Genomic DNA, 20,371 nt, shown 5'->3' on the forward strand with positions numbered 1-20,371 from the left:
CCCTCGCCCTGAGGACACCGTCCACGCCCTGAGCCTGTGCTCAGGGCGTTCGTCGTCTCGGGGCCGGAGTCCGGACCACCGGGTCTCACCAGTTCCGGAAGGAGACCCATGGCGCGGGCAGACAAGCAAGCAGCCGTAGCGGAGATCGTTGAGTCCTTCAACGAGGCTTCGGGTGCCGTGCTGACCGAGTACCGCGGTCTCACCGTCAAGCAGCTGCAGGACCTGCGGCGCTCGCTCGGTGACCACGCGAACTACGCCGTGGTCAAGAACACGCTCGCCAAGCTCGCCGCCTCCGAGGCGGGGATCGACGGCTTCGACGACCTGCTGGTCGGTCCCACCGCCATCGCCTTCATCAACGGCGATGTCGTGGAGGCCGCCAGGGGTCTGCGTGACTTTGCCAAGGCGAACCCCACCCTGGTCATCAAGGGTGGCGTCCTGGACGGCAAGCCCCTCGACCCGAACGAGATCGGCAAGCTGGCCGACCTCGAGTCGCGCGAGGTGCTCATGGGCAAGCTGGCCGGCGCGATGCTCGCGTCGCTCAGCCAGGCCGTCCACCTGCTCAACGCCCCGATCTCGCAGGCTGCCCGGCTCGCCGGCGCCCTGCAGGCGAAGGCCGAGAGCGACCCCACGATCCTCGCAGGTGGTGCCGGTCAGCCGGCCGCTGTCGAGGACACCCCGGCCGCGGAGGAGACCGAGGAGGCCGTCACCACCGAGTCCGGTGGGGCGACCGACGAGGCCACCACCGAGTCCGAGTCCACCGACGCCTGAGTCCAGGCCGACGTACACCACCTGAGACACGCAACAAGGAAGGAAGCCATCATGGCGAAGCTCAGCACCGACGAGCTGCTCGACGCGTTCAAGGAGATGACGCTGATCGAGCTCAGCGAGTTCGTGAAGCAGTTCGAGGACACCTTCGGCGTCACCGCCGCCGCTCCGGTCGCCGTCGCGGCCGCCCCGGGCGCTGCCGCTGCCGGCGGCGAGGCCGGCGGCGACGCCGCCGCCGAGAAGGACGAGTTCGAGGTCGTCCTCGAGTCCGCCGGCGACAAGAAGATCAACGTCATCAAGGAGGTGCGCGCGCTCACGTCCCTCGGCCTGAAGGAGGCCAAGGACCTCGTCGAGTCCGCCCCCAAGACGGTTCTCGAGAACGCCTCCAAGGAGGCCGCCGAGAAGGCCAAGGAGTCCCTCGAGGGCGCCGGCGCCACCGTCACCCTCAAGTGACACCGGCCGGACCGCTGTGAGGTCCGGCACACCGTCCGACGGGGCGGGCACCCGCGCGGTGCCCGCCCCGTCGGTGTCCACGCCCCCGCCGCCGGGCTCTTCGGGCCCGACGTCCCGCAACGCGCGCCACGCGCGGGTCACCGCACGGTGACGGGAAGCGAAAATGTGCGTAACCTCCCGGGCCACAGCACGTTGTTACTGGCGAGTGGGGCGCCACAGATGCACGGCCGTGCCCCCTCGCTGCGGAGCAGCGGACCCCGAGGCTGAGGAGGGAGGGCCCAGGCATGGGAGTCGAGATCCAGGTCGACGACCTCACGAAGTCGTTCGGCAGCCAGCTGATCTGGGGCGACGTGACCCTCACGATCCCGGCCGGTGAGATCTGCGTGATGCTGGGCCCGTCCGGCACCGGCAAGTCGGTCTTCCTGAAGACCCTCATCGGGCTCCTCAAGCCCGACCAGGGCTCCATCGTCATCGAGGGCACCGACATCGCGAGCTGCTCGGAGAAGGATCTCTACGAGATCCGGAAGCTGTTCGGCGTCCTCTTCCAGGACGGCGCGATGTTCGGCTCGATGAACCTCTACGACAACGTCGCCTTCCCGCTGCGCGAGCACACCAGGAAGTCCGAGTCCGAGGTCCGTGACATCGTCATGGAGAAGATGGACCTCGTCGGCCTGATCGGCGCGGAGGACAAGCTCCCGGGCGAGATCTCCGGCGGCATGCGCAAGCGCGCGGGACTGGCCAGGGCGCTGGTGCTCGACCCCGAGATCGTGCTCTTCGACGAACCCGACTCCGGGCTCGACCCGGTCCGCACCGCGTTCCTCAACCAGCTGATCGTCGACCTGAACGCCCAGATCGACGCGACGTTCCTGATCGTCACCCACGACATCAACACCGCACGTACCGTCCCCGACAACATCGGGCTGCTCTACCACCGCCACCTGGCGATGTTCGGGCCCCGCGAGATGCTGCTGTCCTCCGAGGAGCCGGTCGTGCGCCAGTTCCTCAACGCGCAGAAGGTCGGCCCCATCGGCATGTCCGAGGAGAAGGACGCCGACGAGCTCGCGGCCGAGAAGGACGAGGACCTGCCGCCGCTGCCGCCGATCCCGCTGCAGCTGGAGCCGTCCAACGGCATCCCGCGCCGGAGCCAGCAGGCACCGGGCGCCTGGTGCCGCGACAACGGCGTCACCCCGCCCCCGGGCTCCTTCGAGGAGAACATGACGATGGCGACGGGCGGGTGACGTGGCCACCCTGACCAGCTCCCGGGCGCTGCAGCCGATCGGGACCGCGGGCAAGCTGTTCGCCTTCGGTCTCGACGTCGGCCGCAACCTCTTCCGGCGCCCCTTCCAGCTGCGGGAGTTCCTCCAGCAGGCCTGGTTCATCGCCTCGGTGACCATCATCCCGACGGCGCTGGTCGCGATCCCCTTCGGCGCGGTCATCGCGCTCCAGGTGGGTGGCCTGATCAAGCAGTTCGGCGCGCAGTCCTTCACCGGCTCCGCCGCGGTCCTCGCCGTGATCCGTGAGGCCGGCCCGATCGCCACCGCGCTCCTGATCGCCGGCGCCGGCGGGTCCGCGATCGCCGCCGACCTCGGCTCCCGCAAGATCCGCGAGGAGCTCGACGCGATGATGGTGCTCGGCATCGACCCCATCCAGCGGCTCGTCGTCCCCCGGGTGCTGGCCGCGATGCTGGTGGCGGTCTTCCTCAACGGCCTGGTCAGCGTCGTCGGCGTCGCGGGCGGCTACGTCTTCAACGTGGTCCTGCAGGACGGGACACCCGGCGCCTACCTGGCGAGCTTCACCGCGCTCGCCCAGCTACCGGACCTGTGGCAGGGCATGATCAAGGCGGTCGTCTTCGGGCTGATCGCCGCCATCGTGGCCTCCTACAAGGGGATGAACGCGGCCGGCGGGCCCAAGGGCGTGGGCGACGCCGTGAACGAGTCGGTGGTCATCACGTTCCTGCTGCTGTTCATCGTCAACGTCGTCATGAGTGCCATCTACTTCCAGCTCGTCCCACCGAAGACGGGCTGAGGCGATGGCATCCCTGCGCGCGGTCATCGACAGGCCGCTGACCAGCCTCGACAAGCTCGGCGCCGAGCTGTCGTTCTACCTGCGCGCCCTGGCGTGGACCCCGCGCACGATCCGCCGCTACAAGAAGGAGATCATGCGGATCCTGGCCGAGGTCACCCTCGGCTCGGGCTCGCTGGCCGTCATCGGCGGCACGACCGGTGTCATCACGATGATGTGCTTCTTCACCGGCACCAACGTCGGCCTCCAGGGGTACGCCGCGCTCAACCAGCTCGGCACCGCCGCCTTCTCCGGCTTCGTGTCGGCGTACTTCAACACCCGCGAGATCGCCCCGCTGGTCGCCGGCATCGCACTGGCCGCCACGGTGGGATGCGGCTTCACCGCCCAGCTGGGCGCGATGCGGATCTCCGAGGAGGTCGACGCCCTCGAGGTGATGGCGATCCCGTCGCTGCCGTTCCTGGTCACCACCCGCATCATCGGCGGCCTGATCGCGATCGTCCCGCTCTACGTCGTGGGGCTGCTGTCCTCCTACTTCGCGACCCGGATGACCGTCACCCTGTTCTTCGGGCAGTCACCGGGGACCTACGACCACTACTTCAACCAGTTCCTGCCACCGGGGGACGTGTTGTGGTCCTTCGGCAAGGTGCTCGTCTTCGCCGTGACCGTGATCCTCATCCACTGCTACCACGGCTACAACGCCTCGGGCGGCCCGGCCGGGGTGGGCGTGGCCGTCGGACGGGCGGTCCGGACCAGCATCGTCGCCGTGAACGTCATCGACCTGTTCCTGTCGATGGCCATCTGGGGCACGACCACGACCGTGCGGCTGGCGGGGTGAGGTCGCGATGAAGGTGCTGGCCGCCCACAAGGCCCTCGGCGTGGTCTTCCTCTGCCTGCTGCTGCTCGCGGTGTGGCTGACCTACGCGATCTTCACCAAGAAGTTCGCCGACTACGACGAGGTGTCCCTCCAGACGAGCAAGATCGGACTGCAGCTGCCGGAGCGGGCGGACGTCAAGGTCCGCGGCGTCATCGTCGGCGAGGTCCTCGACTTCGAGGCGAACACCGAGGGCGCGCGGCTCACCCTCGGCCTCTACCCGGGGCAGATCGACGAGGTCCCGGCCGACGTGACCGGCTCCATCGTCCCCAAGACGCTGTTCGGCGAGAAGTACGTCTCGCTCGAGATCCCCGAGGGGAGCAGCCCGGGCGAGGGGGAGGCGTTGCAGGCCGGGGCCACGATCCCGCGCACCGAGGTGTCCATCGAGGTCGAGAAGGTGCTCTCCGACCTCTACCCGCTGCTCCGCACGGTGCAGCCCGCCGAGCTGAACATGACCCTGAACGCCATCGCCACCGCCCTCGAGGGGCGCGGCGAGCGGCTGGGGGAGAACCTCGAGACCCTCGACTCCTACCTGAAGCGGCTCAACCCGCAGATCCCGCAGATCCTCGACGACCTGCGGCTGACCGCCCGGGTCTCCAACACCTACGCCGACGTGATGCCCCAGATCGCCGAGATCCTGCGCAACACGATCACCACCACCACGACCCTGGAGGAGCGCGACGCCAAGGTGCGCGCGCTCTACACCGACGTGGCGGCGTTCTCGCGCACCACCGAGGGGTTCCTCCGGACCAACGGCGACAACCTGATCCGGCTGGGCGAGGTCAGCGAGGCGCAGCTGCGCGTGCTCGCCAAGTACGCACCCGAGTACCCCTGCCTGCTCGAGGGCATCGTGCGGGCCGCCCCGATGCAGGCCGAGGCGTTCCGCGGCTTCACCCTCCACATCGTGCTCGAGACCCTCCCCCACCAGCCGCGCGGCTACAACGCAGGTGACCGGCCGGTGTTCGGCGACAAGCGCGGACCGTCCTGCGCCACCAGCCTGCCCGCCGACAACTACTCCCAGGCCAAGCCCGCCCGCACGCAGCCCGACTTCGTGGACGGCGTCGACCAGCCCACGGGCAAGGGCACCAGCCGGGTTGCTCCGTCGTACGCCGTGCGCGGCGCCGGCTACTCCGGCAGCTCGGCCGAGGCCGGGCTGCTCAACGCGATGCTGGCGCCCGGCCTGGGGGTCCCCGCCGAGGACGTGCCCGACCTCGGGGCGCTGCTCGTCGGGCCGATGGCCCGTGGCGGGGAGGTGAGCCTGCGATGAGCGCGCTCGACAAGGCGACCATGGGCGCCCTGGTCAAGCTCACGATCTTCGTGGTCGTGACCACGCTGGCGACCTCGATGCTGGTGGTGACGATCGGCAACATCTCGTTCACCGACAAGACCGAGTACCAGGCGGAGTTCGTCGACGCGACGGGCGTCGTCGAGGGCGACGACATCCGGATCGCCGGCGTCCGGGTCGGTTCGGTGACCGGGGTCGAGATCACCGAGCGGACCCGTGCCCTGGTGACGTTCACGGTCGAGGAGGACACCCCGCTCAGCGAGGCGACGCACGCGTCGATCCGCTACCGCAACCTGGTCGGCCAGCGCTACATCTCCCTCAGCGAGACCATCGGCGACACCGCCCGGCTCGACGAGGGTGCCACCATCCCGGTCGGCCAGACCTCGCCCGCACTCGACCTGACCGTCCTCTTCAACGGCTTCAAGCCGCTGTTCCAGGCGCTCTCGCCGGAGGACCTCAACAAGCTCTCCTACGAGGTCATCCGGGTCTTCCAGGGCGAGGGCGGGACCCTCGAGGGCCTGCTCCAGAGCACCGCGTCGGTCACCCAGACCCTCGCCGACCGCGACCAGGTGATCTCCGACCTGGTCGACAACCTCAACCGGGTGCTGGAGCAGATCGGCGACCGCGACGACCAGCTGACCGAGCTCATCCAGTCCTTCCGCGTGTTCGTGGGCGGGCTCAAGGACGACCGCGAGGCGATCCTCGGGTCCCTCGACCAGATCTCGGAGCTCTCGGTCGAGACCGCCGACCTGATCGACGGCGTCCGCGAGCCGTTCGTCAAGGACATCAAGCACCTGCGCACGTTCGCCGGCAACCTCGACCGCAACAAGGCCGAGATCGACCGGGCGCTGCAGGTCCTGCCCATCAAGCTCCGCAAGGTCGGACGCACCGCGATCTACGGCTCCTGGTTCAACTTCTACCTGTGCGAGTTCCGGGGCACCGTGTCGCTCCCCGGCGGCCGGACCGTCGAGGGCCTCGACTACGACACCGGCTCCGAGAGGTGTGAGCTGGGATGAGCATCCCCTTCCGAGAGCGCAACCCGGTGGTCGTCGGGGCGATCAGCCTCGCCGTCATCGCCGGGCTGATCCTGGTGTCCTTCAAGGCCGCCTCGCTGCCGGTCATCGGCGGCGGCGACGTCTACTACGCCAGCTTCTCCGAGGCCGGAGGGCTCAAGGCCAACGACGAGGTCCGGATCGCCGGTGTCCGCGTCGGCAAGGTCGAGGAGGTCGAGCTCGCCGGTGACCACGTCCGGGTGGCCTTCCGCGTCGAGGACGACGCCGAGTTCGGGCAGGAGACCCGCGCAGCGATCAAGGTCAAGACCCTGCTGGGTGCCATGTTCCTGGCCCTGGAGCCGGCCGGCGACGGCCAGATGGACGAGGACCAGGAGATCCCCCTCGAGCGCACCACCTCCCCCTACGACGTGGTGGAGGCGTTCAGCGGGCTCGCCGAGACCTCCGGCGAGATCGACACCGACCAGCTCGCCGAGTCGTTCACCACCTTCGCCGACCTCACCCGCAACACCCCCGACGAGTTCCGCGCCGCCCTCGACGGCGTCTCCGCGCTGTCGGCCAACGTCGCCGACAAGAACGAGCAGATCAACACCCTCCTCAAGAACCTGCGCAAGGTCTCGGGCGTGCTCGACGAGCGGGACGACAACATCATCGCGCTGATGCGCGACGCCGACGTGCTGTTCCGGGCGCTGGTGCAACGGCGGGAGGCCATCCACGACCTGCTGGTGTCGACCTCGCGGCTCTCCAGGGAGCTGACCCTGCTGGTGAAGCAGAGCCGGGCCGACCTCAAGCCGGCCCTCACCCACCTCGAGAGCGTGCTGCAGGTGCTCACCAAGAACGAGGACAACATCGACAACAGCCTGCGGCTGATGGCGCCGTTCTACCGCGTCTTCGCCAACACCCTCGGCACCGGCCCCTGGTTCGACACCTACATCCAGAACATGCCTCCGGCCCCGGACCTCGCGAACGGGGGCGGTGTGGGATGACCCTCCTCAAGCGCGCGGTCGTCCCCGGCATCGTCGTGGCCCTGCTGGCCGCGGCCGCCGTGGTGATGTTCCGGGACGACGACCGCAAGACGGTCACCGCCCACTTCCCGCGCACCATCTCGCTCTACGAGGGCAGCGACGTCCGGGTCCTGGGCGTCCCGGTCGGCACCGTCGACTCGGTGACCCCCTCGGGCACCGACGTCGTGGTGACCATGTCCTACGACCCGGAGGTGCAGATCCCGGCCGACGCCGACGCGGTCATCATCTCGCCCTCGATCGTCGGGGACCGCTACGTCCAGCTCACCCCGGCGTACGACGGAGGCGACGTGCTCGCCGACGGAGCCTCCATGAGCGTCGAGGACACCTCGGTCCCGCTCGAGCTCGACCAGATCTACGACAACCTCGACCGGCTCAACGTCGCCCTCGGCCCCACGGGCGCCAACAAGGAGGGGGCCCTCTCCGACCTGCTGGAGGTCACCGCCGACAACTTCGGCGGCGAGGGCGAGCAGTTCAACCAGACCATCCGCGACTTCGCGGACTTCAGCCAGACGCTGAGCGACAACCGCGAGGAGCTCTTCGGGTCGGCCCGCGCCCTGCAGGGCTTCATCAGCACGCTCGCCGAGAACGACCGCACCGTCCGCCGCTTCAACCGGTCGATCGCCGACGTGTCCACCGTCCTGGAGGGCGAGAAGGAGGAGCTGGCCGCCTCCCTGCGCAACCTGTCCACCGCGCTGGGCCAGGTCTCGACCTTCGTCCGTGACAACCGCGCGATCCTGGGCCGCAACATCGAGGGCCTCAACCGGGTCGCCGGCGTGCTGGCCCGGCAGCGGAAGGCCCTCGACGAGATCCTGTCGGCGGCCCCGGTGGCGCTCAACAACCTGGCGCTGACCTACAACCCGCAGGCCGGGACCCTCGACACCCGCGCCAACCTCGGCTCGACCCCCGACCAGATCCTGGCCGACCCGGCCGCCTACCTGTGCGGCTTCGTCGGGCAGGTCGACGACTCCGGGGCGGCCTGCGACGCCATCGAGGCGGCCCTCCCCAACGACGGGGCCAACCGCGTGCCGTTCGGTCAGGGGCCGCGACCGGCGTGGCAGGACCGCTACGACCCGAGCCTCGGCGGACTCGTGGAGGTGCCGCGATGACCGCCCGGCTCCGTCGTACGACCGCCCTGCTGGTGGCCGTGCTCGGCGCCGCGCTCGTGCTCAGCAGCTGCAGCGCGACCGAGCTCCCGTTGCCGGGCGGCACCGACACCGGTGACGACCCGATGGTCGTCAGGGCCGAGTTCAACGACGTGCTCGACCTGGTCCCGCAGTCGACGGTCAAGATCAACGACGTCAGCGTCGGCAAGATCACCGACGTGCAGCTCGACGGCGAGACCGCCCTGGTGACCATGGAGCTGCCGCGCGGCACCGACCTCCCGAGCAACGCCGTGGCCGAGATCCGGCAGACCAGCCTGCTGGGCGAGAAGTTCGTCTCGCTCAGCCCGCCGGAGAGCGGTGCCAGCACGACCGCGCTGGCCGACGGCGACACCATCGCCCTCGACGCCACCTCCCGCAACCCCGAGGTCGAGGAGGTGCTGGGAGCGCTCAGCCTGCTCCTCAACGGTGGCGGTGTCGCCCAGCTCAAGACGATCACCACCGAGCTGAACAAGGCGCTCGAGGGTCGCGAGGACAACGTGAAGTCGGTGTTCCGCCAGGTCGAGGACCTGATGGGGCAGCTCGACGAGGGCAAGGCCGACATCGTCCGCGCCCTCGAGGGCCTCAACCGGCTCTCGCTCGCCACCAGCGACCAGATCGGCACCATCGACCAGGCGCTCCAGGAGCTCCCGAGCGCGTTGCGGACCATCGACCGGCAGCGGGCCGACCTGGTGCGGATGCTCCGCGCGGTCAACGAGCTGGGCGACGTCGGTGTCCGGGTCATCCGGGCCTCCAAGCAGTCGACGATCCAGTCGTTCCGGCAGCTGGTGCCGGTGCTCGACAAGTTCGCGGAGTCCGGTGACGCGTTCGCGAAGTCCTTCCACGCCTTCCTGACCTACCCGTTCGTCGACGAGGTCGTCGGGCGCGACCCGCAGGTGGCCCGCGACCTCCGCATGGGCGACTACACCAACCTCTCGATCACCCTGGACGTCAAGGTCGCGGGCACCCGCGACGACGACGGCGACGGCCTGCCCGACCCCCCGACCGACCTGCCGACGGTTCTCGACCCCGTCGAGACGGTCGGCCTGGTCACCCGGTGCCTGCGGTCCGGCGACCTCGGCAGCAAGCCCTGCAGGAAGCTGCTGAAGCGGCCCCAGAAGCTGCTGAACCTGCAGGAGGAGTGCCAGAAGAGGAAGAACCGCGACAAGGACGTCTGCCGGCAGCTCAACGCCCTGCAGCTCCCCAACCTCCCCGGTCCGGGTGGCGGCAACGGCGGCGGAGGCGGCGGAGGCGGCCTCGGAGGGGTCCTCGACGGGATCACCGGTGGCGGCCTGCCCCGTCCGCCGTTCGGCCGGCAGGGCGACTACGGACCGCGCGGGCCGACCATGGGTGAGCTCATGGAGGTCTACGACGCCGACCTGGTGTCGCTCCTCGTCCCCGGGATGGTGACCCGATGATCACGCGTCGTACCAAGCTCCAGCTGCTCGTGTTCGCGGCGATCACCCTGCTCGGCGTCAGCTTCGTCGGGGCCCGCTACGCCCAGCTCGACCGGCTGGTGCGGGACGACTCCTACGAGGTCGTGGCCCACTTCGCCGACTCCGGCGGCATCTTCGCGGGCGGCGAGGTGACCTACCGCGGCGTCAAGGTCGGCCAGGTCGACCAGCTGCAGCTCACCGACGGGGGCGTCGACGTCGTGCTGTCGATCGAGGACTCCTTCGACACCATCCCCGCCGACGCGATCGCCCTGGTCGGCAACCGCTCCGCGGTCGGTGAGCAGTACGTCGAGCTGCAGCCGCAGAGCGACGCCGAGCCCTACCTCGAGGACGACTCCGAGATCGCGGTCGAGAACACCCGGACCCCGATCAAGACCCAGGTCTTCCTCACCCACCTGTCCGACACGGTGGAGTCGGTCGACAAGGACGCGCTCCGGACGACGGTCAGCGAGTTCGGCCAGGCGTTCGGCGGCACCGGCGACGACCTCGGACAGATCATCGACACCGGCAACGCGTTCATCGAGGACGCCAACGAGAACTTCGACGTCACCACCGCCCTCATCCGCGACAGCAACACGGTGCTGCAGACCCAGGCCGACTCGGCGAGCGCGATCCGGACCTTCGCCCGGAACCTCTCGGCGTTCAGCGGCACCCTGGCCGGGGCCGACGCCGACCTGCGGGAGGTCATCGACAACGGGTCGGCGACCGCGAACGAGCTGCGCCGCTTCATCGAGGACAACGAGGTCGAGCTGGGCGAGCTCATCAACAACCTGGTGACCACGGGGGAGGTCGCCGTCGCCCACCTCGACGGCATCGAGCAGGTGCTCGTGGTCTACCCGTACGTCGTCGAGGGGGGCTTCACGGTCGTGTCGAAGAAGCCCGGCGGCCTCTACAACGCCCACTTCGGGATGGTCCTCCAGACCGACCCGCACGTCTGCACGCACGGCTACGAGAGCACCGACATCCGCAAGCCGCAGGACGGCCGCGACATCCCGATGAACATGGATGCCCGGTGCCTCGAGCCCGCCGCCCAGAGCAACGCTCGTGGCGCCCAGCACGCCCCCGCGCCGCGGCCCGCGGCGTCCTACGACGACGCTCCCGTCGTCGCGACGTACCACCCCGGGACCGGCAAGGTCCGGTGGGGAAGCAGGATTCCCGGCAGTGCCGCGAGCCCCGGTACGTTGGCCCCCAGCAGCCTCGGAGAGGAGTCGTGGAAGTGGCTGTTCCTCCAGCCCCTGGCAGCGAAGCCGGAGTGACGAGCAGCGACCGCGACGACCCCGCCACCCCCGCGCCGACCTTCCGGCTGGTGCTGCTCGGGGTGCTCCTGGTCGTGCTGCTCGCCAGCATCGGCACCAGCATCTGGCTCGTGGCGACCCGCGGCGCCGACGTCGTCGGCCTCGACGGCGGCGCCACCGAGGTGCAGTCCGAGCGGGACGCCGTGATGAGCCAGTCGCGCCAGTTCATGCTGCGGATGGGCACCTACGGGCCCGAGCAGCTCGAGGGCAACCAGCTGCCCGAGTACCGCGACCTGGTCTCCGAGGTGATCACACCCAAGCTGGAGGCGAGCTTCGAGCGCCAGGTCAGCGCAGCCGAGCAGATCGTCGGCCAGGCCGGGGTCGGGCGCACCGCCGAGGTCTTCGCGACCGGGGTGACCACCCTGGACGACGACTCCGCCACCGCCCTGGTCGCCGGCACCTTCACCGACGCCTACCCCGACCGCAAGGGTGAGCTCGACCCCCAGGAGCCGGTGCCGTTCCGGTTCCAGGTCACGCTGGTGAAGACCGGCGGGGAGTGGCTGGTCGACGACTTCACCCCGGTGACGGGAGGGGAGCGATGACCGCGCCCCCCGTCCCCAACTGGTACGACGTCCTCGACGTCGACCCCGCCGCCACCACCGACGAGATCCGTGACGCCTGGCGCGCCTCGATCGCCGACCTGACGCCGGCCGACCGGCGGTTCCGGCTCTACAACCAGGCCGCCGAGGTGCTGCTGGACCCAGAGCGCCGCGCGGCCCACGACGCGGTGCTCGCCGAGTCCGAGGCCGAGCCCGAGCCAGAGCCCGAACCCGAGCCCGAGGTCGGGCCGGAGCCGGCTCCGGACGTCGTCCGGGAGGCGCGCACCCCGCGGGTGGTCCCCACCTGGCTGCTGGTCGGTGTCGCCGTGCTGACCCTGCTCGCCGTGGCGGCGACGGGCTACCTCTGGACCCAGCCCTCGGCGGGCGCCGTGAGCGAGGCCGCCAGCGGGGCCCGCAACGCCGCCGAGCGCGCCGCGGTGACCGTGCTCTCCTACGACTACGAGACGCTCGAGGAGGACCAGGAGGCGGCCCACGAGCTCATGACGTCCAGCTACAGGCAGAAGTACGACGACCTGTTCGCCGCCGCCGTGAAGGAGAACGCGCCGTCGACGCAGACGGTCGTCGACGTCGACGTCCTGGCCTCCTCCATCGTCCGCGCGGGCCAGGACCGCACCGAGGTGCTGCTGTTCGTCGACCGGCCCACCACCAACAAGGTCACCCGGGAGCCGGTCGTCTACAAGGACCAGGTGACCCTCACCATGGAGAACGTCGACGGCGAGTGGCTCGTCGACGACGTCGAGACCAGCCCCGCGCAGCAGTAGCCGCGCCACGCCGACGCGCCCGAATCGGCGTTCCGCTTGACCTGACGCGGGTCTGCGTTCATGATCTAACGCAACGTCGCGGGCAGTCACTCGTACCGCCTTGACGCCGATGTTGTGTCGCGCCCTCTCTCTGAGGTACTCTTCACGTTCGCGCCCTCTCTCAGATGCGCTTCCGCCTGCCCGGTGGCGGATGCGTGGTGGTGGGCGCCCTCTCCCAGAGCGACCCGTGAAAAGGACACCTCTTGGCCGCGCGCACCGCCACAGGTACCACCCGCAAGTCCCACCGCATCTCCTTCGCCAAGATCACCGAGCCCCTCGAGCTCCCTCAGCTCCTCTCGCTCCAGACCGCCAGCTTCGACTGGCTGATCGGGAGCGAGGCCTGGCAGGCCGAGGTCGAGCGCCGCCGCGAAGCCGGCGACGACGTCTCGGAGAAGTCGGGCCTGCAGGAGATCTTCGAGGAGATCTCGCCCATCGAGGACTTCAGCGAGACCATGTCGCTGTCCTTCGAGAACCCGGTCTTCTACGACCCCAAGTACACCGTCGACGAGTGCAAGGAGAAGGACTTCACCTACTCCGCCCCGCTCTACGTGTCGGCGGAGTTCACCAACAACGACACCGGCGAGATCAAGGGCCAGACGGTCTTCATGGGCGACTTCCCGCTCATGAGCCCCAAGGGCACCTTCATCATCAACGGCACCGAGCGGGTCGTCGTCTCGCAGCTCGTCCGCTCCCCGGGCGTCTACTTCGAGCGGGCCGCCGACAAGACCTCCGACAAGGACGTCTTCACCTCCAAGCTGATCCCCTCGCGCGGGGCCTGGCTGGAGTTCGAGGTCGACAAGCGCGACACCGTCGGCGTCCGCCTCGACCGCAAGCGCAAGCAGAACGTCACCGTGCTGCTCAAGGCGCTGCAGGCAGTCGCCGAGGACACCGGCGAGGACTACGACTACGACGCCGTGATGGCCGAGCTGCGTGCGTTCGAGTCGATCCAGCTCACCGAGGAGAAGGACCACACCCAGGGTCCCGACGACGCGCTGCTCGACATCTACCGCAAGCTGCGCCCGGGCGAGCCGCCGACGCGTGAGGCCGCGCTGACGCTGCTGAAGAACTACTACTTCAACCCCAAGCGCTACGACCTCGCCAAGGTCGGTCGCTACAAGATCAACAAGAAGCTCGGTGTCGCCCAGCCGTTCGACCAGCAGACGCTGACCATCGCCGACATCGTCGCGACGATCCGCTTCATCGTGCAGTTGCACGCCAACACCGCCACCGACGCGGCCGACCTCGTCGACGCGCAGGGCAACGTGGTCCACGGCCCCGACGACAAGCCGATCAAGGTGCAGTCCGACGACATCGACCACTTCGGCAACCGCCGGATGCGCACCGTCGGCGAGCTGATCCAGAACCAGCTCCGCACCGGGCTGGCCCGGATGGAGCGCGTGGTCCGCGAGCGGATGACGACCCAGGACGTCGAGGCGATCACGCCGCAGTCCCTGATCAACATCCGCCCGGTCGTCGCGGCGCTGAAGGAGTTCTTCGGCACCTCTCAGCTGTCGCAGTTCATGGACCAGACCAACCCGATCGCCGGGCTGACCCACAAGCGCCGCCTGTCGGCGCTCGGCCCCGGCGGCCTGTCCCGCGACCGCGCCGGCATGGAGGTCCGCGACGTCCACCCGTCGCACTACGGCCGGATGTGCCCCATCGAGACGCCGGAAGGCCCGAACATCGGCCTGATCGGGTCGCTGGCCTCCTACGGCCGGATCAACCCGTTCGGCTTCGTCGAGACGCCTTACCGGGTCGTCAAGAAGGGCAAGGTCACCGACGAGGTCCACTACCTCACCGCCGACGACGAGGACCGCTACGTCATCGCCCAGGCCAACGCCGCGCTCGACGACAAGGGCACGTTCGTCGAGGAGCGCGTGCTGGTCCGGCAGCGTGACGGCGAGGTCTCCGAGATCCTGGCCGACGAGGTCGACTACATGGACGTCTCGCCGCGCCAGATGGTGTCGGTCGCGACGGCCCTGATCCCGTTCCTCGAGCACGACGACGCCAACCGCGCGCTCATGGGTGCCAACATGCAGCGGCAGGCCGTCCCGCTCATCAAGAGCGACAGCCCGCTGGTCGGCACCGGCATCGAGTACCGCGCCGCGGTCGACGCCGGCGACGTGCTGGTGGCCGAGAAGGCCGGTGTCGTCCAGGACGTCTCGGCCGACCTGATCGAGGTCATGAACGACGACGGCACCTACTCGTCGTACCGCCTCGCGAAGTTCCGCCGCTCCAACCAGGGCACGTGCATCAACCAGCGGCCGCTGGTTGCGGAGGGCACCAAGGTCGAGGCCGGGTCGCCGATCGCCGACGGCCCGTGCACCGACGACGCCGAGATGGCGCTGGGCACCAACCTGCTGGTGGCGTTCATGCCGTGGCAGGGCCACAACTACGAGGACGCGATCATCCTCAGCCAGCGCCTGGTGCAGGAGGACGTCCTCACCTCGATCCACATCGAGGAGCACGAGGTCGACGCCCGCGACACCAAGCTCGGCCCCGAGGAGATCACCCGCGACATCCCCAACGTCGGCGAGGAGATGCTGAGCGACCTCGACGAGCGCGGCATCATCCGCATCGGCGCCGAGGTCACGACCGGCGACATCCTGGTCGGCAAGGTGACCCCCAAGGGCGAGACCGAGCTGACCCCCGAGGAGCGGCTGCTCCGCGCGATCTTCGGCGAGAAGGCGCGCGAGGTCCGCGACACCTCGATGAAGGTGCCCCACGGCGAGTCCGGCACCGTCATCGGCGTCCGGGTCTTCGACCGCGAGGACGGCGACGAGCTGCCGCCGGGCGTCAACCAGCTGGTGCGCGTCTACGTCGCCCAGAAGCGGAAGATCTCGGTCGGCGACAAGCTGGCCGGCCGCCACGGCAACAAGGGCGTCATCGCCAAGATCCTGCCGGTCGAGGACATGCCGTTCATGGAGGACGGCACCCCGGTCGACGTGATCCTCAACCCGCTGGGCGTGCCCCGACGGATGAACATCGGCCAGATTCTCGAGCTGCACCTCGGCTGGCTGGCCAAGCAGGGCTGGGACCTCGACCTGTCCGACGACAAGAAGGACGCCGACTGGAAGCAGCGGCTGATCAAGATCCACGCGGACAAGGCCGAGCCGGACACCCGGGTCGCGACCCCGGTGTTCGACGGTGCCCGCGAGGACGAGATCACCGGCCTGCTGGGCGCGACGCTGCCCAACCGTGACGGCGTCCGGGTGATCGACGAGACCGGCAAGGCGAGCCTGTTCGACGGCCGCTCCGGCGAGCCGTTCCCCGACCCGGTCTCGGTCGGCTACATGTACATCCTGAAGCTGCACCACCTGGTGGACGACAAGATCCACGCCCGCAGCACCGGCCCCTACTCGATGATCACGCAGCAGCCGCTGGGCGGTAAGGCCCAGTTCGGCGGCCAGCGGTTCGGCGAGATGGAGGTCTGGGCGATGGAGGCCTACGGCGCCGCCTACGCCCTCCAGGAGCTGCTCACGATCAAGTCCGACGACGTGCCCGGTCGCGTCAAGGTCTACGAAGCCATCGTCAAGGGCGAGAACATCCCCGACTCCGGGATCCCCGAGTCGTTCAAGGTGCTCGTCAAGGAGATGCAGTCGCTCTGCCTCAACGTGGAGGTGCTGTCGCAGGACGGCACGGCCATCGAGATGAAGGACGCCGAGGACGACGTGTTCCGGGCGGCCGAGGAGCTCGGCATCGACTTGTCACGTCGTGAGCCGTCGTCCGTCGAGGAAGTCTGAAGGGAATAGGGACAACAACAGTGCTGGACGTCAACTTCTTCGACCAGCTTCAGATCGGCCTGGCCACCGCTGACGAGATCCGTCAGTGGAGCCACGGTGAGGTCAAGAAGCCGGAGACCATCAACTACCGCACGCTCAAGCCCGAGCGTGACGGCCTCTTCTGCGAGAAGATCTTCGGTCCCACCCGGGACTGGGAGTGCTACTGCGGCAAGTACAAGCGGGTGCGCTTCAAGGGGATCATCTGCGAGCGCTGCGGCGTCGAGGTGACTCGCTCGAAGGTCCGTCGCGAGCGGATGGGCCACATCGAGCTCGCCGCCCCGGTGACCCACATCTGGTACTTCAAGGGTGTGCCGTCGCGGCTGGGCTACCTGCTCGACCTCGCCCCGAAGGACCTCGAGAAGGTCATCTACTTCGCGGCGTACATGATCACCTCCGTCGACGAGGACGCGCGCCACAAGGACCTGGACTCCCTCGGGAGCAAGGTCGACCTGGAGCGGCAGCGGCTCGAGAAGCGGCGTGACTCCGCCCTCGAGGACCGCACCAAGAAGCTCGAGGAGGACCTGGCGACCCTCGAGGCCGAGGGCGCCAAGGCCGACCAGCGGCGCAAGGTCCGCGACGGTGCCGAGCGCGAGATGAAGCAGATCCGGGACCGCTCGCAGCGCGAGATCGACCGCCTCGACGAGGTCTGGAACAGCTTCAAGTCGCTGCAGGTCCAGGACCTGATGGGCGACGAGCTGCTCTACCGCGAGATGAAGGCGTGGTTCGGCAAGTACTTCGAGGGCCACATGGGCGCCACGGCGATCCAGAAGCGGCTCGAGGACTTCGACATCGACGCCGAGGTCGACGCGCTCCGCGAGGTCATCGCCACCGGCAAGGGCCAGCGCAAGGTCCGCGCCCTGAAGCGGCTCAAGGTCGTCGACGCGTTCCGCAAGACCGGCAACCAGCCGATCGGCATGGTGCTCGACGCCGTCCCGGTCATCCCGCCGGACCTGCGGCCGATGGTGCAGCTCGACGGTGGCCGTTTCGCGACCTCCGACCTCAACGACCTGTACCGCCGGGTGATCAACCGCAACAACCGCCTCAAGCGGCTGCTCGACCTCGGCGCGCCCGAGATCATCGTCAACAACGAGAAGCGGATGCTCCAGGAGGCCGTCGACTCGCTGTTCGACAACGGCCGCCGCGGGCGTCCGGTCACCGGCCCGGGCAACCGGCCGCTGAAGTCGCTCTCGGACATGCTCAAGGGCAAGCAGGGCCGGTTCCGCCAGAACCTGCTCGGCAAGCGCGTCGACTACTCCGGCCGCTCGGTCATCGTGTCCGGCCCGCAGCTGAAGCTGCACCAGTGCGGCCTGCCGAAGCAGATGGCGCTGGAGCTGTTCAAGCCGTTCGTCATGAAGCGGCTGGTCGACCTCTCGCACGCCCAGAACATCAAGTCCGCCAAGCGGATGGTCGAGCGTGCGCGTCCGGTCGTGTGGGACGTGCTCGAGGAGGTCATCACCGAGCACCCGGTGCTGCTCAACCGCGCACCCACGCTGCACCGCCTCGGCATCCAGGCCTTCGAGCCGCAGCTGATCGAGGGCAAGGCGATCCAGATCCACCCGCTCGTCTGCACCGCGTTCAACGCGGACTTCGACGGCGACCAGATGGCGGTGCACCTGCCGCTGTCGGCCGAGGCGCAGGCCGAGGCCCGGATCCTGATGCTGTCGACGAACAACATCCTGAAGCCGTCCGACGGGCGGCCGGTGACGATGCCGACCCAGGACATGATCATCGGCCTGTTCTTCCTCACCACCGACCGGGAGGGCGAGCCCGGCGAGGGCCGCGCCTTCGCCGGCGTGGCCGAGGCGATCATGTCCTTCGACCGGGGCGAGATCAGCCTGCAGAGCCGGATCAAGATCCGGTTCGACGACATCGTGCCGCCGCTCGAGCTCGACCTCGGGGCCGACTGGGAGGAGGGCACGTCCCTCACCCTGGAGACCACCCTGGGCCGGGCGCTGTTCAACGAGACCCTGCCCGCCGACTACCCCTTCGTGAACTACGAGGTGGGCAAGAAGGCGCTGGGGGCGATCGTCAACGACCTGGCCGAGCGCTACTCCAAGGTCGAGGTCGCGGCGTCGCTGGACGCCCTCAAGGACGCCGGCTTCCACTGGGCCACCCGCTCGGGCGTCACGGTGTCGATCGACGACGTGACCACGCCGACCGAGAAGGCGACGATCCTCGCCGACTACGAGAAGCAGGCCGAGAAGGTCCAGAAGCAGTTCGAGCGCGGCCTGGTCACCGACGAGGAGCGCCGCCAGGAGCTCATCGAGATCTGGACGCAGGCCTCCAACGACGTCGCCAAGGCGATGGAGGGGACCTTCGAGAAGTCGAACCCGATCTACATGATGGTCGACTCGGGTGCGTCCGGAAACATGATGCAGATCCGTCAGGTGGCCGCCATGCGAGGCCTGGTGGCCAACCCGCGCGGCGACATCATCCCGCGGCCGATCAAGGCGAACTTCCGTGAGGGTCTCACGGTGCTGGAGTACTTCATCTCCACCCACGGTGCCCGCAAGGGACTCGCCGACACCGCGCTCCGGACCGCCGACTCGGGCTACCTGACCCGGCGTCTGGTCGACGTGTCGCAGGACGTCATCATCCGTGAGGACGACTGCGGCACCGAGCGCGGCCTGCCGAAGACCATCGGCGTGCGGGGCGAGGACGGCGTGGTCCGCAAGGACGACAACGCCGAGACCGCGGCCTACGCCCGCTCGGCGGCCGTCGAGATCACCCACCCCGACACGGGCGAGGTGCTCGCCGGAGCCGGTGAGGACCTCGGCGACGTCAAGATCGGCGAGCTGGTCGCGGCCGGCATCGAGGAGGTCAAGGTCCGCTCCGTGCTGACCTGTGACGCCAAGACCGGTACCTGCGCGAAGTGCTACGGCCGTTCGCTGGCCACCGGCAAGCTCGTCGACATCGGCGAGGCGGTCGGCATCATCGCGGCGCAGTCGATCGGTGAGCCCGGCACCCAGCTGACGATGCGGACCTTCCACACCGGTGGTGTGGCGTCGGCCGACGACATCACGCAGGGTCTGCCCCGCGTGGTCGAGCTGTTCGAGGCCCGCTCGCCCAAGGGCCTCTCGCCGATCGCGGAGGTCACGGGTCGGGTCGAGATCGAGGAGACCGACAAGGCCCGCAAGGTCCTGGTCACTCCCGACGACGGCTCCGACGTGCACGAGTACCCCGTCAGCAAGCGGTCCCGCCTGCTGGTCGCCGACGGCGACCACGTCGAGGTGGGTCACCAGCTGACCGTCGGTACGCCGGACCCGAAGGAGGTGCTCCGCGTCCTCGGCATCCGTCGGGCCCAGCAGCACCTCGTCGACGAGGTCCAGGCCGTGTACCGGTCGCAGGGTGTGTCGATCCACGACAAGCACATCGAGATCATCGTGCGGCAGATGCTGCGCCGCGTGACGGTCATCGAGTCGGGTGACACCAACCTGCTGCCGTCGGACCTGGTCGACCGGATCCGCTTCGAGGAGGAGAACCGCCGGGTCGTCACCGAGGGCGGCAAGCCCGCCTCGGGTCGCGCGGAGCTGATGGGCATCACGAAGGCGTCGCTGGCCACCGAGTCGTGGCTGTCGGCCGCCTCCTTCCAGGAGACGACCCGCGTCCTCACCGACGCGGCGATCAACGGTCGCAGCGACTCGCTGCGCGGCCTGAAGGAGAACGTGATCATCGGCAAGCTGATCCCGGCCGGCACCGGCCTGGAGCGCTACCGCAACATCCGGGTGGAGCCGACCGAGGAGGCCCGCGCCGCGGCGTACTCCGTCACCGGTTACGACTCCTACGACTACGAGTTCGGCAACGCCGGCAACGGTCAGGCCGTCGCCCTGGACGACTTCGACTTTGGTTCGTACCAGAACTGACGCGCGCAAGCGCGCTCAGTTCTGGTGCAAGAACCAGGTTGAGGAGT

Annotated in this window: 15 protein-coding genes; all 15 read left to right on the forward strand. The window is 69.0% G+C overall.

From position 1 onward, the window contains the following. The first annotated feature begins 108 nt into the window (after positions 1-108). Positions 109-768: a 50S ribosomal protein L10 gene (gene rplJ, locus ACQ1X7_RS02165; RefSeq protein ID WP_432476500.1), complete on the forward strand. Its 660-nt coding sequence runs from the start codon at positions 109-111 to the stop codon at positions 766-768. 51 nt (positions 769-819) lie between these two features. Further along, the gene (gene rplL, locus ACQ1X7_RS02170) at positions 820-1,218 is read left to right on the forward strand and encodes a 50S ribosomal protein L7/L12 (RefSeq protein ID WP_432476501.1); all 399 of its coding nucleotides are present in this window, start codon (positions 820-822) and stop codon (positions 1,216-1,218) included. Between the two features lie 284 nt (positions 1,219-1,502). Next, on the forward strand, positions 1,503-2,456 hold the full coding sequence (locus ACQ1X7_RS02175; protein ID WP_432476502.1) for an ABC transporter ATP-binding protein: 954 nt from the start codon (positions 1,503-1,505) through the stop codon (positions 2,454-2,456). 1 nt (position 2,457) lies between these two features. Beyond that, positions 2,458-3,243: an MlaE family ABC transporter permease gene (locus ACQ1X7_RS02180; protein ID WP_432476503.1), complete on the forward strand. Its 786-nt coding sequence runs from the start codon at positions 2,458-2,460 to the stop codon at positions 3,241-3,243. 4 nt (positions 3,244-3,247) lie between these two features. Further along, the gene (locus ACQ1X7_RS02185) at positions 3,248-4,075 is read left to right on the forward strand and encodes an MlaE family ABC transporter permease (protein WP_432476504.1); all 828 of its coding nucleotides are present in this window, start codon (positions 3,248-3,250) and stop codon (positions 4,073-4,075) included. A gap of 7 nt (positions 4,076-4,082) precedes the next feature. Further along, complete coding sequence (locus ACQ1X7_RS02190; RefSeq protein WP_432476505.1) at positions 4,083-5,378, forward strand: MCE family protein; 1,296 nt, start codon at positions 4,083-4,085, stop codon at positions 5,376-5,378. Beyond that, on the forward strand, positions 5,375-6,412 hold the full coding sequence (locus tag ACQ1X7_RS02195) for an MCE family protein (RefSeq protein WP_432476506.1): 1,038 nt from the start codon (positions 5,375-5,377) through the stop codon (positions 6,410-6,412). The genes ACQ1X7_RS02190 and ACQ1X7_RS02195 overlap by 4 nt, the downstream gene beginning before the upstream one ends. Continuing rightward, positions 6,409-7,392: an MCE family protein gene (locus tag ACQ1X7_RS02200; RefSeq protein ID WP_432476507.1), complete on the forward strand. Its 984-nt coding sequence runs from the start codon at positions 6,409-6,411 to the stop codon at positions 7,390-7,392. The genes ACQ1X7_RS02195 and ACQ1X7_RS02200 overlap by 4 nt, the downstream gene beginning before the upstream one ends. Then, complete coding sequence (locus ACQ1X7_RS02205; RefSeq protein WP_432476508.1) at positions 7,389-8,537, forward strand: MCE family protein; 1,149 nt, start codon at positions 7,389-7,391, stop codon at positions 8,535-8,537. The genes ACQ1X7_RS02200 and ACQ1X7_RS02205 overlap by 4 nt, the downstream gene beginning before the upstream one ends. Further along, positions 8,534-9,988, forward strand: a complete 1,455-nt coding sequence (locus ACQ1X7_RS02210; protein WP_432476509.1) for an MCE family protein — start codon at positions 8,534-8,536, stop codon at positions 9,986-9,988. Before ACQ1X7_RS02205 ends, ACQ1X7_RS02210 begins: the two co-directional genes overlap by 4 nt. After that, the gene (locus ACQ1X7_RS02215; protein WP_432476510.1) at positions 9,985-11,280 is read left to right on the forward strand and encodes an MCE family protein; all 1,296 of its coding nucleotides are present in this window, start codon (positions 9,985-9,987) and stop codon (positions 11,278-11,280) included. Before ACQ1X7_RS02210 ends, ACQ1X7_RS02215 begins: the two co-directional genes overlap by 4 nt. Next, positions 11,277-11,861 (forward strand): hypothetical protein, encoded by a 585-nt coding sequence (locus ACQ1X7_RS02220; protein WP_432476511.1) that lies wholly within the window; start codon positions 11,277-11,279, stop codon positions 11,859-11,861. The genes ACQ1X7_RS02215 and ACQ1X7_RS02220 overlap by 4 nt, the downstream gene beginning before the upstream one ends. Further along, on the forward strand, positions 11,858-12,640 hold the full coding sequence (locus ACQ1X7_RS02225; RefSeq protein ID WP_432476512.1) for a J domain-containing protein: 783 nt from the start codon (positions 11,858-11,860) through the stop codon (positions 12,638-12,640). Before ACQ1X7_RS02220 ends, ACQ1X7_RS02225 begins: the two co-directional genes overlap by 4 nt. A gap of 242 nt (positions 12,641-12,882) precedes the next feature. Next, positions 12,883-16,422: a DNA-directed RNA polymerase subunit beta gene (gene rpoB / locus ACQ1X7_RS02230; RefSeq protein WP_432476513.1), complete on the forward strand. Its 3,540-nt coding sequence runs from the start codon at positions 12,883-12,885 to the stop codon at positions 16,420-16,422. 20 nt (positions 16,423-16,442) lie between these two features. Continuing rightward, a complete protein-coding gene (locus ACQ1X7_RS02235; protein WP_432476514.1) occupies positions 16,443-20,324 on the forward strand; it encodes a DNA-directed RNA polymerase subunit beta' in 3,882 nt (1,293 codons plus the stop codon). The last annotated feature ends 47 nt before the right edge of the window (positions 20,325-20,371 follow it).

It is taken from the genome of Nocardioides sp. GXQ0305 (assembly GCF_050880345.1).
Classification (GTDB): Bacteria; Actinomycetota; Actinomycetes; order Propionibacteriales; family Nocardioidaceae; genus Nocardioides.